Origin of the sequence: Nocardia pseudovaccinii (assembly GCF_050942345.1) — a bacterium.
GTDB classification, from domain to species: Bacteria; Actinomycetota; Actinomycetes; order Mycobacteriales; family Mycobacteriaceae; genus Nocardia; species Nocardia pseudovaccinii.
Genome location: NZ_CP192074.1, coordinates 6,842,284 through 6,856,180, shown reverse-complemented (window position 1 = coordinate 6,856,180; position 13,897 = coordinate 6,842,284). Strand labels below are relative to the sequence as shown.

Sequence of the window (13,897 nt, the reverse complement as noted above, 5' to 3'; positions counted from 1 at the left end):
CCGCCATGCGGGCCGAATTCGCGGATCTGCTGGATGAATGACACCCCGGACCTGGACGCCGCCATCGCGGAGATCAAGGTCAAAACCGGCCAAGTACAGGCCGCGGTCGCCAAAATCCGCGGCACCGGTACTGCGGGCAACGGCGCCGTCACCGCGATCGTCGACTCGGCCGGACACCTGCGCGATCTGAAACTCACCCGCGATGCAACGCGCTGGGGAGACCGGCTGGCGAGCATGATCTTGCAAGCGACCGCCGCCGCTGAACAGGACGCAGCAGCAAAGGTCCAGAAGGCCATGCGCCCACTCACCCACGACCCACGCGTCCAAGCCGGGACCAAGGCGATCCGTGAAGCATTTGGACAGGTCAACCCGGTGTCACAGCTCCCGAAAGCGATGACAGAGGACGAAATACAGGCAGCCGATGACGCCTACTTCGAACGCATGAACCAACGCGGGTGGAGCACGTGAGCCACTGCCCGCGTGTCAATGGCCACTTTCAGGTCGCCGCTGGTGGTCGGGTTGAAGTCCCCACCCCTTGCGGGGGTGGGGTGGTTAGTTCAGGGGCGGTCACCTCGCTTGTGGTGTTTCATGCGGTAGGAGTCGCCGTCGGTGATGACGACGGTGGCGTGGTGCAGGAGTCGGTCGAGGATGCTGGCGGCGGTGGTGTGTTCGGGCAGGAACCGGCCCCATTGCTCGAACGGCCAGTGCGAGGCCAGGGCCAGTGAGCGGCGTTCGTAGGCTGCCGCGACGAGGCGGAACAGTAGCTGGGTGCCGGTGTCGTCGAGTGGTGCGAACCCGATTTCGTCGAGGATCAGCAGGTCCGCGCGTAGCAGGGTTTCGATGATTCGGCCGACGGTGTTGTCGGCCAGGCCGCGGTAGAGGGTGTCGATCAGGTCGGCGGCGGTGAAGTAGCGGACCTTGTGGCCGGCGGTGACAGCGGCGTGGCCGAGCCCGATGAGGGTGTGGCTCTTGCCTGTTCCGGGTGGACCGATCAGCGTGAGATTGTGTTGCGCGCGAACCCATTCCAAACTCGACAGGTAGTCGAAGGTAGCTTGCGGGATCGACGACGCCGACACGTCGAAGCTGTCGAGAGTCTTGGTGACGGGAAACGCGGCGGCTTTGAGCCGGTTGGCCGCGTTGGAGGCGTCGCGGGCGGCTAGTTCGGCCTCGATCAGAGTCCGCAGTATCTCTTCGGGGGTCCAGCGCTGGGTTTTCGCGACCGCCAGCACTTCGGGTGCGGTGCGGCGGACCGTTGCCAGTTTCAACCGGCGCAGGCCTGCGTCGAGATCGGCGGCCAGTTCTGGAATCGGTTTGGGAGCAACGGTTTTCGATCGCGTGGTGGTCATGATGCGCTCCCGTCGCGAGTGATCTTGTAGGCATCCAGGGAGCGGGTCGGTGCGGTGGGCAGGTCCAGCACCAGCGCCTGACCTGCTGGGCGAGGCTGCGGGGCGCCGGTGCCGGCGGCGAGGATGGAGCGGACATCGGCGGCGCGGAACCGTTTGAACGCCACCGCCCGCCGCAACGCCGCCACCAACACGGGCTCGCCGTGAGCGGCGCCGAGCGCGAGCAGGATCTCCAACTCCGCGCCCAAACGGGTGTTGCCGATCGCGGCCGCACCGACCAGGAACGCCTCAGCATCGTCACCGAGCGCGCAGAACTGTTGCTCGACAGTAGTTTTCGGACGCGGACCACGGCTGGGCGCCGGACGCGGCCCGTCGTAATGGTCATCGAGGATCGAGGCCTCACCGGGAGCGACGAGTTCGTGCTCGGCCACGATCACCCCGGTCGCCGGTTCGAGAACCAGCAGCGCACCGACATCGATCACGACCTCGACCTTCTCGCCGATCAGACGGGTCGGCACCGAGTAGCGGGCCGAGCCGTAACGAACACACGAGAGCCGATCGACGGTGCGGGTCACCGCCGGTGCGCCGATCTCGAGGCGCAATGACGGCAACGGCCCCAACAACTCCCGCTCGAGGGTGAGGCGTTCATCAGGGATCGCGCAGATCTCCGAATGCACCAGTGAATTCACCTGCGCGCACCAGGTTTTCGCCGCCGTGTTGGCTTCGGCCAAGCTCACCGCCCGCCCGGTCATCGCGGCCTCGGTCAGCAATGGCACCGCCAGATCCCGCTGCGCATAGCCACACAGGTTCTCCACGATCCCTTTGGACTGCGGATCGTTGGCATGACACCAATCCGGCGAGAAACCGTAATGCGTTGCGAACCTGACATATTCGGCAGTCGGGACAACCACGTTCGCGACCACCCCACCTTTCAGGCACCCCATCCGATCGGCCAGCACCCGCACGGGAACCCCGCCGATCATGGCGAACGCTTCGGCGATCATGGCTAGGGTCGTCGACTGGCGCTGGTCGGCAGCGAACGCGACAAACCGCCACCGCGAGAACGCCAGCACCGCACAAAACAGCTGCAACCCGGGCGCGGCTTCGGCCCAATCGATCACCAGATACTCACCCGGCGACCACACCGCCGGACGACGACCCCGATGATTATCGGTGCGCCACAACACTTTCTGCTCAGCAACCAGCCGACGGAAATTCCGGGGCGACCCCTCGTAACCGGCGGCCCGCGCGGCCGGGAGTAGCCGCTTGGCCGAGATCCGGCCCTTCGACTTGGCGACCCGTTCGGCGACCAGATCCCGCACCGAATCGTAATTGCGGGACCGCGGCGCCCGCTCCGGCGGCCGGCCACCGGACTCGACACGCTCGATGACCCGCTTCACCGTCTTGTGCGTGGTACCGCACAACTCGGCGGCACCCCGATAGGTTCCGACCTCTCGATAGGCGGAAATGATGTCCATTCGCTCCCTCGCAGACTTCAATGGAACTCCCTGGGCAGTGACGGAATGACAGTTGGCGCTATCACCGTCACCGCCCAGGCCACGAGCTCCGGGCATGACACGACGAGCAAGAGGAATGGGGACTTCTACCTGGCCGCCAACGGCGACCTACCACCGGCCACCAGCGGGGACTTTGTCACGGCCACGGACACGAGCCGAAACGCTGACGCATAGAACTGCGCCGCACTGGTCCTCAGCAGATCAAGATTGACAGGCTCGATCTGAGCGCGCCGGTTCAGAGCCCAGCCCTCATACAGATCAAAGAAGGCTGTAGCTGTCATCTCGGCCCGATGACTGATCCGGGCCTGACGCCGGGAGTTCCAAACTTGATACGCCACAGTAAAGAGCGAAACAACGATCGCGGTAGCAGCAATGATGGGCGGGATCTGCGACACCGAATCAGTATGCGCCCCCTAAAGTGTCCAAACAGCACGTATCAGATCCCTAGGAGCAAGAGCAGTCTTGCCCGACATCACGCCAGTCCAGGGATGCGATCCTGACGTCCACGCGACGTCTGGCGACCTGCTCCACCAAGCTAAGACGTGCCTTACTTGATTCAAATACCCTCTACCACAGTAGATCTCAAGGTCGTTGACCGAACCGGTCCTTCCCGCCGACGCTGGCCGGTTCGGTCCTGCCGCCGGCCATACGACGCTCTGCCCGTCCGTCCTCCGGTGCTCCGCGCTGGCCGGTTCGGTCAGCGCCGTATGCGGCATAGGTCGTTGGGAAGCCGTATGTAGGAGCGTTATTCGCTGGTGGCGAGGTCGACTTGTGCGTCGTTGACGGCATTGGCGTGGTCGATCGCGGGCATGTGCTCCTCGGCCCAGGTCCGCAGTGCGGCCAACGGGATCTCCAGGGACAAGCCCAGTTCGGTGAGCCGGTAGTGCACGCGTGGTGGCACGGTCGGCTCCACTCGGCGGGTGACCAGACCGTCCCGGACCAAGTTGTGCAGGGTTACCGACAGCATCTTCTGGGACACGCCGGGCATTCGCCGCCGCAACTCGGCGAACCTGACCTCCCCCGGAGCAGCCTGCGCGAGGACCTTGACCGCCATCGACGTCCATTTTGTGCCGATGCGGTCCAGCAACTGACGTGTCGGACATTGGCAATCGAACAGATCACCACGCTCCGTGGTCTTCGTACGCACTGATCGAGTAGTCACCTGGACCTCACCACCTGTAGCCAACGTGCCGTCTTGGCAGCGCAACCAGGGTTACCTAACGTTGCCTGGTAACCGATGGTAACCAGCTGGGAGGCTCTATGTCCTGCACGCCGCCGCTCCATGCCGCGTCGATCGAGTTGCGCCGGATAGAGACCAACGGCATCCGCGCCAACGTCGCCCTTGCCGGTAGCGGCCCCGCAGTCGTTCTGATGCACGGCTTTCCACACACCTGGCGACTATGGAGCGAGATCATCGGCCCGTTGTCCGCGCATTACCGGGTCATCGCCCCGGACCTCCGCGGATTCGGTGCCACCACCCGAGCCCCGGACGGCTACGACGCCGACACACTGGCCACTGATATAGCCGGGATCCTCGATGCCCTCGGCGAACCCTCCGCGGCCGTGGTCGCGATCGATGCCGGCACCCCGGTCGCGGTCCTGCTCGCCCTGCGGCCACCCTGACCGGGTCCGACAGCTGGTGGTCATGGAAGCACTGCTGGGCACAGTCCCGGGCGCAGAAGACTTCCTCGCCGCAGGGCCGCCGTGGTGGTTCGGATTCCATGCCGTCCCCGGCCTCGCCGAAACGGTGCTGAGCGGCCAGGAGGCGCGGTATATCGAATGGTTTCTCACCAGCGGCACCCGCGGCCGGGGCGTTCGGGCCGATATCCACAACGCCTTCGTCGATGCCTACACCGGAAATGATGCCCTACGCTGCGCCTTTTCCTATTACCGCGCACTGCCGACGAGCACCCAGCAGATCAACGACGCCGCGGCGGCCGGTCGGCTCACCACCCCCACCCTGGCGATCGGCGCCCACCCGGTCGGCGACGCGCTCGAGCGGCAGCTGCACGCCATCGCCGAGGATCTCACAGGACACGTCATTCCCGATTGCGGTCACATCATCCCGTTGGACCGGCCCAGGGAACTGCTCAGCCACATGCTGCCGTTCCTCGCCGCCGGGCGACCAGCCTGATCAAGCAACCGCAAAGCCTTCCGTCATGCGGCGCCCCTAGCGGCGGATATCGTTGGGCCACAGTTCATCTCACCGTCAACCGGGGCCGCGTCGTCCTGGCTCGGTCAGCGCGGTATGTGGCAATAGCGGACGTTTCGCACCGCACCGCATGACGATTCGACAAGCTTTCTTGACGCTCACGTGTGCGATTCCTGGCCGCCGATAAGTGAACCTGCCCAGAGGCCACGGCCTCGCCCGGATGGTGAAGACGTTGCGTCAGCTAGTCGCGGAGTCGATCGAGATGTCGTTGTCCTGTCGGCCTGGTCCAACGCCAGCGGTTGACCAGTCGAGGGAACGGAAGCCGACATCACGTCTCGCCGCGTCGATGAACTTTCGACGCGAGTCCCAATACCGGTCTCGCCATGCAGCGAAGCGTTGAGCATCAAGGTCACGACCGAGAGGCTCTGCGTCGCGCCGCATCCTCGCCCAGAGGAAGGCTGCGTTCTCAGCCACCACGTCAGTTGCCAGAAGCCGTAGGTTTTCGAGGGCGGCTTGCGCATTTCGGGAGGGTACTTCGTGGAGGCTCTGGGTTGCTTCCACTGGCGTCATCGTTCCAGCACGTTGCTTTCGGTGTATCGCAAGGATCTGTACATACATGTCGTGCACAGCGACGAGGAATTCAACATAGGCCAGCCGCCGGACCGTTGCCAGCCGCTCTGATGATTCCCTTCGATAGCTGAGACGCTGCGTGGTGTACGAACCCAAAACCCCTACCACTGCCCCAAGAAGCGTGCCCACTACAGCGATCAACGACTGCATGAGACAACTCAAGCACTCGTTCGAGGCAGTTTGCCCTAGACACACTGCTATTGCAGCAGCTTCCTCGATCGGCTGCGACGACAGGACGGCCTTGAACTACGGTCTGCGGCTTTTGACGTCAAAATCAGGCCAGTTCTGACCCCCGAAAAGCGGGTGCTGCCGGAGGTTACATCAGGCGGGAGGGCTACTTCTTTAGGAAGACCTGGTAGATGCCGACAACGAATCCTGCGGCTGCAGTGATGACGGCCGCTCCGGCGTTGCCGACGAGCACAAGTGCGAGCACAGCGGACACGATCAAGGCCAGGGCGATCAGATCCGTGATCCGGTGGTCGCCCTGGGCAGTGGCATGCGTACACCAAGGCTCTTGATTCTCCAGCTCGAATTCGGGTGTAGGCGGCTCCGCCGGGAGTGACCCACGATCGCCTCTGTGGTTCTTCATGCCACCAAACCTAGGGCGCGTAGCCCACCTGAAAACACCTGGCAGACAGGGGGATTACGGCCGAAATCACAGATTTCTTCTGTCTCTAAAAACGATCGATTCTTCGACACTCGAACGTGGCGACTCACATCGGGTTGTGCGGAGTACTCGGTGGTGGGGCGTTGTGTCGAGCAGAATCGAGCGATGTCCGGGAGGGTGAGCGCCCTTGGCGCACAGGCACGTACGACAACAACCACGCTGCGCGCGCGATTGAGCAAGGACTCCCGCGCAGCGCTCAGCCGCCGCGCGGGACGAATACGGCTGTTCCCTGCGGTCACGCTCGCACTACTCGCCGGACTGGGCGTCGCGTTCATCGCCTACGGATTCCTCCGATGGATCACCCCCGTCGACACAGCCAAGGCCGCCGCCGAGATCGATGTCACCCGCGTCGCGTTGACCGTCGTCGCCGGAGTCGGCGGCGTCGTCGCCCTTGTCATCGCCTACCGCCGCCAACGCGATCTGGAACAGAGCCGGTTCGTCGAACGCTTCGGCGCCGCAGCCACCCAACTCGGCGCAACCGACGTCGCGGTCCGCATCGCCGGGGTCTACGCCATGGCCGGGGTCGCCGACGAATCCGACGGACTACGCCGCCAGCAATGCATCGACGTCCTCTGCGGATACCTCCGACTGCCCTACAGCCCCGAGCTCGGCGCCAACCACCAGAGCAAACTGGTCCTCAAGCAACACCGCGCGACAGCCGATGGCACCCGCGCCGACGACCAGGAGCGCCACCTCGAATATCGGCACAACGACCGAGAAGTCCGCGCGACCATCGTCCGTGTCATCGCTGACCACCTCCGAACTACGGCCGAATATAGCTGGTCAACAAGCGATTTCGATCTCCGCACGGCACATCTCGAGAACGTCGATTTCACCGGTGCGAGGTTCCTGGGTTCTGCCCGGTTCAACAGCGCGACCTTCTCCGGCACCACCCGATTCAGCTACGCGACCTTCTCCGACGATCCCTCGTTCAACGACGTGACCTTCTCCGAAGGCACCTGGTTCAACGACGCGACCTTCTCCGCCACCGCCTCGTTCAACAACGCAACCTTCTCCGCCACCACCTCGTTCAACAACGTGACCTTTCCCGACGTCACCCGGTTCAGCCACGCGACCTTCTCTGACGAAGCTTGGTTCAGCAAGGTGGCGTTTTCCGCCACCGCCTGGTTCAACGGCACGACCTTCTCCGACAATGCCGTGTTCAGCGACGTGACCTTCTCCGCCACCACCGTGTTCGACGGCGCGACCTTCTCCGGCGACGCCATGTTCAACAGCACGACCTTCTCCGCCACCGCCCGGTTCCGCGGCGCCACCTTCTCCGCCACCGCCATGTTCGACGGCACGACCTTCTCCGGCTACGCGCGGTTCGACGATGTGACCTTCTCCGCCGCCCGGTTCAACAGCGCGACCTTCTCCGCCACCGCCATGTTCAACAGCACGACCTTCTCCGGCGACGCCCGGTTCGAGAAGGTGGATTTCGGCAGCGGGACCGTCTCGTTCGTTAACCCGAGACAATGGGGACCTCCGGCACCGATATTCGACTGGGACCCAGACCTCAGCCAGAAGCCCGCCAATGTCGAACCGCAGGATTGGCCACCTGCTTTAGTGCCAGCCACGTAGCTGACCAGAGTTGTTGAGAATCGTTCGTTTTATCGACACCACCTCATCGACGCCCGCGCCCCTGGTCGCCCAGGCTCGGCGGGTGTCTGAAAAACGTGTCGAAAACCCTTGGTGTCCAACAAGTCCTGTCAGACCCTCTTCTCGTACAGTCTAGCGACAGCCTCGCATGCGGCACCGACATCTGTCGGTACTACGCCGCAAGGGTGCGGTAATCGTAGCTGCGGCAGTACCATCCGGGTTCCCCGGCCAGCTTCGCCGCGTGCAGCATCTCCCCGCATTCGGGGCACAGCGGTGGCCGGTCCAGGTCCCACCGGTCGATCGCGTCGACCAGTGGCGGCCCGGCCCTGGCGACTGCGAGCCGCTCGACGGAGCGGTCGAGGATCCGTATCTCGGTGTGGCCGGCGGCGCTCAGCGCCCATAGGCGCGCGTTCTCGACGATCTCATCGAGGTCATCGCCCCCGAGCCGGACGGCCAGCATCCCCACACCCGATGTTCGGGTGTGGGATTCCAGGAGGAACCGCCTCATCAGCCGCCCGAATTCGCCAATGTCGGCCGGTTCAGTTCGGGGCGGCGGGGACGAGGATGGCGACTTCGGTGCTGAACGGGTAGCAGCCCGGCGCGTTCTTCTCGACCGACTCCACGATCGCGTAGTCGCCGTCAACCTCGAGGACCTCGAATACGGACACGCCACCTGCCGCGAGCAGGACTTTGTCTCCGACGTTCACCATGGTCGAAGCCTATCCTTTGCGACCGACTAGTTTGTGAAATTATCGAAAGTATGTTCGATGACTGGCGCCCAGTGTACGAGGTAGAAGGCCGGATCGTCCTCGATCCGCAGCGGCTGTACCGGACCCCCAAGGGATGGGTTGAACCCGCCCCGATCGCCTGCCCGCGTGGGCACCGCTTCGGGCCGGGCCGAGCGATTGTGGGCTCTGCGCCCTGCTTGGAGGCAGGCGGCCATCACCGGATGCACACCTGCAACATCGGCCGGTACAGAATCTTCACTCCACCGTGCACACCGCAGTGTGACCAATTAGGCATTCAGAAGGAACCGTGAAGAGGTGCCGGTCCTCTCGCTGGACACTCGACAGTGGAACTCAGGAACTCAGGCAAGCAAGCCTTGGTCCCCCTCACCGAGTACGCGCTGAGCCGAGGCCGCTCCGAAAAGTTCACAGATGAGGATGACATCGCACAAACGAGGGAGCTAGCTGAGACTGCGCGCGACGAGTACGCCGCGGGGATGTCCTGGTGCGGATCCGGCAGCCCGGCGACCTGACGCAGTCCGGGCAATGGGAGCTGCTGCGCCAGTATGCACCATCGAGTTGCCACCGATGACGGCCATGGCGGTCAGCTGGCGTGGCGCAGCGGCGCAATGTCTTCGTCGTCATCCTCGGCGGCCGCGCACCGGCAGTTCCCCGCGCAATCAGTACAGGTCGAACAGCCGTCGCAGAACGAGGTGAAGTGGTGGCCGCACTCGGGATTCCATTCGATGTCGAAGGTGGGTCGGTGCGCGATCAGCGGGCCGCCCTGGTCGTATCGGCGTGGCTCCATATCCCGAAGCATGACCTCAGGGCACCGACAAAACAGACCCTCACATCTCCACTGATCCACGCACACCACCAACCGCGAACCCCCACAACCAACCCCGAACACACAACAAAGGCAGGGTCATGGGCATTAGAAGTGCGATTCAGCCGTCCACGCGACATGAGGCGGTGTCTTTCACCAAGGCAAGCCATACCTCACAACGTTCCAGATGGCCTGTACCACAACTCATCTCACATCAGCAGAGCGAGCACTGCCGCTGGCTCTCCGTGATGGCTCACTCGTCTTGCGGCACTCGCACCACGACGATGCCTGCGATGTTTTCAGGCATGTCCAATGCCAGGCGGTCCTCATCAAAGTCCCCCGTCATGATCTCAAGGACATAGTGGGGCGGCGTGTGCAGCAGTGGATTGAGCGTGTGCTCGAAGTACCTCAGACCCCAGTGCCCGGTGTCATCGGGAACGTCGCCGAAGACCGAGCCAAGCCGATCATGCTCGCCATTGTGCACGCCTGCGACACTCGTTGATACTGCGGCGAACTGACCAAAACGAGATTTCAACACCGAGTCGATCATAGAACGAGTGACTGCTCGCGTTCCATCCTGACGATTCTGTAAGAAGTCCGAGAGTTCCGGTGCGAGCTGATTTCTTAGCGCGGGACGCAGCGGTGCGCTGGCTGGGCAGCCAGTCCAAAGGTCCTCCAGTGCCACAGACCGCTCATAAGTCGACGCCGCGTCACAGACGTTCCGTTCATCTGCAAGCAGAGCTGGCATCAGGGAGACGGTGCGCTTGATGCATTGGATGCAGCGCCAGCGCCGGTGAATGTCCGCGCAGTGCTCCCACCTCCGGTAGTCACCTGTCCCAAGGTAAAGCGCATATACAGGCAGGAGGCCCAGCATCGCTGCAGCGGAACGAAGCACCTCGCGTTGCGAGCGCGCCGCGCCCGTCGCTGTGTAGCCGAAGTCGAAGTTCCACGCGCTGCTCGTCACGGTCACCCGCTTCGCCTGAACGAGCATTCCGTAAGCGCCCGCGCTATCCACCCACCACCAGACCCAGTCCGCACCACTGAGAGCTTCGGCTCGCTGCGTGAACGGAACGACGGTAACTGCCCGAGAGGTGTGAGCTGTCACGATCTCGGTGATCGTCGTCTCGCTCCACCGCAGACGTGCCCGCTCACACTCCGCCATGTGCCGAACGGCTTGGATACGAGCCCATCTAAACGCTTTCGCGACCGCCGTCATGGTCTCATCCTCCTACGCGGGTGCTGTCAGCCGCTCGGGGAACCGATGACCGTGTGTTCCCCGACGGGTTCGAGCCGTGAGACGACCTACCGGCGATCATTGGGGCAGGCGCCCGGTGCGCAGGAGTGCCCGTCCGGTCACCAGAGTGGAATGGATGCTCGCTATCGAGGCCGAGATACCTTCGTCGTCACGCCGCTCGACGATGGAGATGAAGGTGTTGTTGACTCTTCCTCCGATCACAGCTCCGTGTACGAGGAAGGGCTTCAGCTCGTCGGGCTGCGGTGGAATTTTGATCAGTGTGTAATCGCCTGCGCGGCTGCTTATTACCTCGACGCGAAGTCGATCGGGTAGCGGGTATATGCGGTTCTGTAGCACCTGGATGTACTTGCGGCGAATGTTCGGGTCGTGCGGTGTCGGCGTCAATGCGTTGATCAGGTCGGTACCCGCCTTCTGCCTGGTGGCGAGCCCGATGACGACCAGCCCGCCGTGTCGTGCGTTTGCGAACTGGGAAACGGCGCGGGCGAGTTTGATCTGACCCGCTTCGTCCTTGAGGTCGTAGTGTTCGCGTTTGGCCTCGAGCCAGTCGCTCTCGGGCTGGCCGACCAGAACCTCCGCGAATCCGCCTCTCAGCAGGTCGACAACTTTTTCGTGGTCCAGATGTCCCGCGGAGGCTTCGATGAGGGCCGCGACCTTCATGCCGTTGTCGGCGAGTGCAGCCGCCGTCTTTCCTCGTATTGCGAGGCTGAGCCGCAGCGTGATTTCCCACCAGCGTCCGTCGTTGTCGTAGTCCTGCGTTTCGTGGATTAACGACATCCGTGTACGGGCGAGTAGTGGTGCAATACGTGCCGTCACCGGGCAGCTTTCACCATCCTCCGGCCCCTGATCGAGAAATATATCGAGGTCCATGACCAGTTGGTTGTCGGCGAGGGTGAACGAGACTGCCGATCGGGGCAGAAATTCGATGTCGTCGTCTTGAGATCCCTCGATGACGACGTGCAAGCTTGGCGTCGCGTAGGCATCGTCGATCGATATGTATCGGCGCAGCGCGGCCTGAAGATCTCGGGCGGGTACCTGCGCCAAGTCTGCGATATGGGCGATGGCATCGGAGTAGTCGTCGACTTCTCGGCGCACACCGTCGAACTCCCAGTACAGCCCGTCGTCGAGGACTGTCACGGTACCGCGCTTGAGCATCACCTTGTTTCGCACGACCGCAATGATCCTGCATCACAGTAAATCCGGCCTCTCCGTCAGTGCTCGAGGCGCCGTCGACGGCACCAGAGACTTGTGGCAATACTCTCTTCGGCCGACCGCCGCCGAGTGTCTCAGCGGTGCCCGGCGACGCCGCCGGTGACAAGGTACGACGGTCCACGCTGAACGCCATCGCCAAGACGGCCCGCTGGCGAGCTTCTCGAACGTCCGATAAGCGGTGTTACAGGACGTTTCTGGAGCGTTAAGTACTACCGAGTCATGGGTATTAGAAGTGCAATTCTGACGTCCAGGCGACATTAGGCGGCGTCTTTCACCAAGCTAAGGCATACCTCACAACATTCCGAATAGCCTGCACCACAACTCATCTCACATCAGCAGGAGCAAGCACTGCCGCCGGACATACAACGCTCTGCCCGTCGATCTCGCCCGCCGAGTGTGTACTTCTTCTTGTTCGCGTACTCGAGCTTCTTCTTCAGCAGGTTGAACATTCGGCTCGCATTGACCGGCGCCGATGAACCAGATCATTCTGGAAGGCTGGTCGGAGACGACTTCCCTGCGCCTCCGACCGGCAATGCCGGGTCACGTTGCTGCGGCCAAAGCAGCATGTGTCGGTCGAACCTGGCATGGAGATCCACCCGCGACCATCCCCTGTTTTGAAGAGAGATCTTCCCATCGAAGATTTCCTAGCCAGTGCGGCAACGACATCCAGCGGCTCAAGCCGCACGGGGAGTGTCGATGTCGGACTCATCCTCCTGTTCGCTTTCGGTGGGAGAGACGGAACCCGAAGGTGGCAGCTGCTGGTGGCGACGCGCGACTTTCCGAACAGCACCCACGCCCACACCGCCGACAAGCCCAGCGCAACCTGCGACCGCGGCACCGCCCGGCCCGAACACCAGCTGGCCCAACTCGACGTAGCGCGCCTGCTGCGCGCCGAACTGGAGGCGGCGCGCCGACCGCCCGCAGACGGGGCCACTGGCGCTTGACAGCGAACTTTTTCTCTCTCTAGTGAAAATATACCCTGACCTGCGGTTATGTATTCCGATACGCCGCCGGAAGGCGATTTTTCGCCGATTTTCCGTCGAATTTATCTGGTACCCCCCTATGGTATATTCATTTATTTGTGCATCCGCTCGATCTATCCTCGCCAAAGTGATTCGCTAATCGTTTGCCAACCACGCCTACGACGCCCGCTCCCCGCTGCCGGTATCCTCGACCGGCGCGACCAATTCGACCTGAAACCCCGAGGGTGACCATGGCAGAAGTAGTCAACCGCCGCGCCGAGGTAGTTCTCGAACTCTTCGAGCGCTTCGCGGCCGGGGATACGCTGATTGACATCGCCCGCAGTTTCGCCGAACGTGGGTGGCCCATTCCTCGGACAACAATCCAGGGCATGCTGCACAGGCAATACGCGCGGGAGATAGTCGGCGACGAATTATTCCAGCGCGTGCAAGACATTCTCAACGACCCGGAAAGAGCGGGGCGTGTCCGTGAGGCGCAATCAGGGCGCCATTTGCTCAGCCGGCGCGTGAATTGCAGCATCTGTGGCCGCTATGCGGAAATCGCTTCAGGCGTTGATGTGGTGCCCCGTTTGAGATGCTTCCAGAAGCGTGACCACTCCGTTTCCACCGGCCTCGTATTCGCGGATTCGCTTGTCGAGAAATTCGTCCTCGAAAACGCAAGCGACCCGCGCTTCGGCGAATTGGTGCAAGAGCGGGACCCCAAACGCGCCTGGATCGAGGCTTACCCCTTGAGTCGCAAGCGTGAGATCATCGGTAGCGCGCTTTATATACAGCTATGCCGCACAGGTGGAGGTCGCGGATATTACGCGCGGTCGATCAAAATCGAATGGAAAAAAATAGAAGGAATGCAAGTGTCCCGCCCGACATGCTAGCCTGACGTCAGGCGGAATCGTATAAATATCACGCTTGCCAGCCTGCCGCGGGGTGTCGCTGGCTGTGTCAGCGGCTCGGACCTTTCCGTTGTCGTTGTCTTGCCACTACGCGCTGCAGTGAA

At 62.8% G+C, this 13,897-nt stretch carries 16 protein-coding genes; 6 read left to right on the top strand and 10 right to left on the bottom strand.

The window, feature by feature from the left end; all coding sequences use genetic code 11:
- The first annotated feature begins 33 nt into the window (after nt 1-33).
- Entirely contained in the window at nt 34-468 is a 435-nt protein-coding gene (locus ACQPZ2_RS30810) for a YbaB/EbfC family nucleoid-associated protein (protein ID WP_433521669.1), read from the top strand.
- Nucleotides 469-557: 89 nt separating this feature from the next.
- Here ACQPZ2_RS30810 and istB read toward each other — a convergent pair whose 3' ends face one another.
- The 3 genes from istB to ACQPZ2_RS30795 all read right to left on the bottom strand — a co-directional run bounded on the left by istB (nt 558) and on the right by ACQPZ2_RS30795 (nt 4,007).
- Nucleotides 558-1,346 carry an IS21-like element helper ATPase IstB gene (istB, locus tag ACQPZ2_RS30805; RefSeq protein WP_433521668.1) on the bottom strand — a complete coding sequence of 263 codons (789 nt, stop codon included), beginning with the start codon at nt 1,344-1,346 and terminating at the stop codon, nt 558-560.
- Entirely contained in the window at nt 1,343-2,842 is a 1,500-nt protein-coding gene (gene istA, locus ACQPZ2_RS30800; RefSeq protein WP_433521667.1) for an IS21 family transposase, read from the bottom strand. The genes istB and istA overlap by 4 nt, the downstream gene beginning before the upstream one ends.
- A gap of 763 nt (nt 2,843-3,605) precedes the next feature.
- Nucleotides 3,606-4,007 carry a winged helix-turn-helix transcriptional regulator gene (locus ACQPZ2_RS30795; protein ID WP_433521666.1) on the bottom strand — a complete coding sequence of 134 codons (402 nt, stop codon included), beginning with the start codon at nt 4,005-4,007 and terminating at the stop codon, nt 3,606-3,608.
- Nucleotides 4,008-4,120: 113 nt separating this feature from the next.
- Here ACQPZ2_RS30795 and ACQPZ2_RS30790 point away from each other — a divergent pair, with 113 nt between their 5' ends.
- Together ACQPZ2_RS30790 and ACQPZ2_RS30785 are read left to right on the top strand one after the other, a co-directional pair.
- A complete protein-coding gene (locus ACQPZ2_RS30790) occupies nt 4,121-4,483 on the top strand; it encodes an alpha/beta fold hydrolase (protein ID WP_433521665.1) in 363 nt (120 codons plus the stop codon).
- Between the two features lie 22 nt (nt 4,484-4,505).
- Nucleotides 4,506-4,994: an alpha/beta fold hydrolase gene (locus ACQPZ2_RS30785; RefSeq protein WP_433521664.1), complete on the top strand. Its 489-nt coding sequence runs from the start codon at nt 4,506-4,508 to the stop codon at nt 4,992-4,994.
- 255 nt (nt 4,995-5,249) lie between these two features.
- On the opposite strand, the gene ACQPZ2_RS30780 is transcribed toward ACQPZ2_RS30785, so the two are convergent.
- Both ACQPZ2_RS30780 and ACQPZ2_RS30775 read right to left on the bottom strand, forming a co-directional pair.
- Entirely contained in the window at nt 5,250-5,792 is a 543-nt protein-coding gene (locus ACQPZ2_RS30780) for a hypothetical protein (protein ID WP_433521663.1), read from the bottom strand.
- A gap of 184 nt (nt 5,793-5,976) precedes the next feature.
- A complete protein-coding gene (locus tag ACQPZ2_RS30775) occupies nt 5,977-6,231 on the bottom strand; it encodes a hypothetical protein (RefSeq protein WP_433521662.1) in 255 nt (84 codons plus the stop codon).
- A gap of 183 nt (nt 6,232-6,414) precedes the next feature.
- On the opposite strand from ACQPZ2_RS30775, the gene ACQPZ2_RS30770 reads away from it, so the two are divergent.
- The gene (locus ACQPZ2_RS30770) at nt 6,415-7,890 is read left to right on the top strand and encodes a pentapeptide repeat-containing protein (protein ID WP_433521661.1); all 1,476 of its coding nucleotides are present in this window, start codon (nt 6,415-6,417) and stop codon (nt 7,888-7,890) included.
- Nucleotides 7,891-8,080: 190 nt separating this feature from the next.
- Here the strand turns inward: ACQPZ2_RS30770 and ACQPZ2_RS30765 are convergent, their stop codons facing one another.
- From ACQPZ2_RS30765 to ACQPZ2_RS30745, 5 genes are all read right to left on the bottom strand, one after another.
- Nucleotides 8,081-8,416 carry a hypothetical protein gene (locus ACQPZ2_RS30765; protein ID WP_433521660.1) on the bottom strand — a complete coding sequence of 112 codons (336 nt, stop codon included), beginning with the start codon at nt 8,414-8,416 and terminating at the stop codon, nt 8,081-8,083.
- A gap of 31 nt (nt 8,417-8,447) precedes the next feature.
- Nucleotides 8,448-8,618 carry a hypothetical protein gene (locus ACQPZ2_RS30760; RefSeq protein WP_433521659.1) on the bottom strand — a complete coding sequence of 57 codons (171 nt, stop codon included), beginning with the start codon at nt 8,616-8,618 and terminating at the stop codon, nt 8,448-8,450.
- Nucleotides 8,619-9,237: 619 nt separating this feature from the next.
- Nucleotides 9,238-9,441, bottom strand: coding sequence for a hypothetical protein (locus tag ACQPZ2_RS30755; protein ID WP_433521658.1), 204 nt, complete (start codon nt 9,439-9,441; stop codon nt 9,238-9,240).
- 271 nt (nt 9,442-9,712) lie between these two features.
- Complete coding sequence (locus ACQPZ2_RS30750; RefSeq protein WP_433521657.1) at nt 9,713-10,675, bottom strand: DUF6615 family protein; 963 nt, start codon at nt 10,673-10,675, stop codon at nt 9,713-9,715.
- Nucleotides 10,676-10,771: 96 nt separating this feature from the next.
- Nucleotides 10,772-11,881: an AlbA family DNA-binding domain-containing protein gene (locus ACQPZ2_RS30745; protein WP_433521656.1), complete on the bottom strand. Its 1,110-nt coding sequence runs from the start codon at nt 11,879-11,881 to the stop codon at nt 10,772-10,774.
- Between the two features lie 803 nt (nt 11,882-12,684).
- Here ACQPZ2_RS30745 and ACQPZ2_RS30740 point away from each other — a divergent pair.
- Together ACQPZ2_RS30740 and ACQPZ2_RS30735 are read left to right on the top strand one after the other, a co-directional pair.
- Nucleotides 12,685-12,867 carry a hypothetical protein gene (locus ACQPZ2_RS30740; RefSeq protein ID WP_433521655.1) on the top strand — a complete coding sequence of 61 codons (183 nt, stop codon included), beginning with the start codon at nt 12,685-12,687 and terminating at the stop codon, nt 12,865-12,867.
- Nucleotides 12,868-13,136: 269 nt separating this feature from the next.
- The gene (locus tag ACQPZ2_RS30735; protein ID WP_433521654.1) at nt 13,137-13,775 is read left to right on the top strand and encodes a hypothetical protein; all 639 of its coding nucleotides are present in this window, start codon (nt 13,137-13,139) and stop codon (nt 13,773-13,775) included.
- The last annotated feature ends 122 nt before the right edge of the window (nt 13,776-13,897 follow it).

Coding starts and splice junctions, on each gene's coding strand:
- ACQPZ2_RS30810 (WP_433521669.1), top strand. CDS start 34: ATGAATGACACCCCGGACCTGGACGCCGCCATCGCGGAGATCAAGGTC.
- istB (WP_433521668.1), bottom strand. CDS start 1,346: ATGACCACCACGCGATCGAAAACCGTTGCTCCCAAACCGATTCCAGAA.
- ACQPZ2_RS30790 (WP_433521665.1), top strand. CDS start 4,121: ATGTCCTGCACGCCGCCGCTCCATGCCGCGTCGATCGAGTTGCGCCGG.
- ACQPZ2_RS30785 (WP_433521664.1), top strand. CDS start 4,506: ATGGAAGCACTGCTGGGCACAGTCCCGGGCGCAGAAGACTTCCTCGCC.
- ACQPZ2_RS30780 (WP_433521663.1), bottom strand. CDS start 5,792: ATGCAGTCGTTGATCGCTGTAGTGGGCACGCTTCTTGGGGCAGTGGTA.
- ACQPZ2_RS30775 (WP_433521662.1), bottom strand. CDS start 6,231: ATGAAGAACCACAGAGGCGATCGTGGGTCACTCCCGGCGGAGCCGCCT.
- ACQPZ2_RS30770 (WP_433521661.1), top strand. CDS start 6,415: ATGTCCGGGAGGGTGAGCGCCCTTGGCGCACAGGCACGTACGACAACA.
- ACQPZ2_RS30765 (WP_433521660.1), bottom strand. CDS start 8,416: ATGAGGCGGTTCCTCCTGGAATCCCACACCCGAACATCGGGTGTGGGG.
- ACQPZ2_RS30760 (WP_433521659.1), bottom strand. CDS start 8,618: ATGGTGAACGTCGGAGACAAAGTCCTGCTCGCGGCAGGTGGCGTGTCC.
- ACQPZ2_RS30755 (WP_433521658.1), bottom strand. CDS start 9,441: ATGGAGCCACGCCGATACGACCAGGGCGGCCCGCTGATCGCGCACCGA.
- ACQPZ2_RS30750 (WP_433521657.1), bottom strand. CDS start 10,675: ATGACGGCGGTCGCGAAAGCGTTTAGATGGGCTCGTATCCAAGCCGTT.
- ACQPZ2_RS30735 (WP_433521654.1), top strand. CDS start 13,137: ATGGCAGAAGTAGTCAACCGCCGCGCCGAGGTAGTTCTCGAACTCTTC.